Origin of the sequence: Blautia sp. DFI.1.216, from assembly GCF_020594215.1 — a bacterium.
GTDB lineage: Bacteria > Bacillota > Clostridia > Lachnospirales > Lachnospiraceae > Blautia_A > Blautia_A wexlerae.
Genome location: NZ_JAJDML010000131.1, coordinates 1 through 1,565 on the forward strand (window position 1 = coordinate 1; position 1,565 = coordinate 1,565).

The window sequence follows — 1,565 nt, forward strand, 5'->3', positions numbered from 1 at the left end:
CAATGTCATTAACTTTAGCAAAAAGCAGAAATCGTAAGTATTTATAAAACTATGATTCCTGCTTTTTGTTTTTTTATATGGGCATACTTATCCCCTTCTCTTTGTACTCGTATTTTCTAGATTAGTATGCTCTTTTATGAGTATTTGAATATTTCCCTGCTAACCGCCCTTTCGTTCTGGTATAATGCCGATCAGGACGAATAGGAACCAGATTCTTACTGATATCTTCATATATTTGCTGAAATAATATATTTTTCTTTTGATCATCCGTTTCAAGAAGTATATAAATCAGATCGTTTTTTAAGATTCCAATACTAACTGTCTGATTGATCATCATTTTATGTTTTCTGTTTGTTTCCTTCTGATCCAGTTCACGCTCTGCGTCTAATATGATATCTTCGACTAAATTGCTCAGATATATGGTGCTGTATATATCTTGTAATAACAGAATAGGTTTTGTACCTGTAAAATTTTCTAACTGCAATCGATTCTTTAGTGTTTCATACGCAGTCTCTATTCCCCACCTCATATGATATAATTCTTTTATTTCTTCTGTATGAAATTCCGTTTGTGAAAGATTTGTAGCTAAAACTTCCAGATTTCCATTTTCTAATAGGATTTTTACCATACGCAATGAAATTTCACCCAGTTCTTTCATACGTTCTCCATCCGGCGTCCCTTCGTAATGTCTGATTCTTGATTTATCAAGTTTTATTTTAACCAGCTGATCATTTTCTGTTAAACTGCTTTGCTCTTTTTTGTAATCACTGCTTTTTAAACGTACGATAAACTTAAGATCCTTATCCATCATATGTATAAACGCTGGCGTAGAAGGATAGCCTCTATCCATGATAATAATATAGGGAATGTTGCCTATTGTTTCCGGTATTCGTTCCATCTGTTTTTCGGCCAGGCGCATTTCATCAAATTTCACCTTATTACAGTCACTTTCCAGTATCATACGATTCATTACATCATAAATACAGCCTAATCCTATTTGTGCTTGGGGTTTTGTGTTTTTTCGGCTTGCAGAACCATACAGTTTCAGTGTTTCAGTAGTGGTAGGAATATTAATATCTGAGCCGTCAGCAGCTAATATTAAATGATTTTTGTAAGTTGAAAAGGTGGAATCTGCATAAAAGTTACGGTTATGATATTTATACAATTCCAAAAAAGCATCTGGATTAAGTTTCATACGCTGTTTCAGATATCCTGGTTTTGAAATAGACACACCAGGATGAGCAAGTTTCATATAATTTCTCAGTTCCAATGCCAACGTCAGCCCCTTTCTGTTTATCATTGTGAAAAGAAGATCCTGAAGAGGCATTTTTCGGATTCTGGTAAAATGATTTTTATTACCTAATCGGCAAAATGCCTTAAATTCATCAGAACTCATTTTTTCTATATCCATGAATGTACGTTTCTGAGAATGTTTCATGTATAATCACATCCTTTTTTTGAGCAGGTTCATGGCTTCTTTTTACAATATAAGCATATCAAAAAAAGCAGAAGATATCTAATCCTTTTAGGAATAAATATCTTCTGCTTTTAAGTTAATGACATTG

The 1,565-nt window shown here is 33.3% G+C and carries 1 protein-coding gene; it reads right to left on the bottom strand.

The window, feature by feature from the left end; genetic code table 11:
- Window positions 1–121 precede the first annotated feature (121 nt).
- Window positions 122–1,438, bottom strand: coding sequence for an IS4 family transposase (locus LJE11_RS19005; RefSeq protein WP_020993221.1), 1,317 nt, complete (start codon window positions 1,436–1,438; stop codon window positions 122–124).
- Window positions 1,439–1,565: the final 127 nt, after the last annotated feature.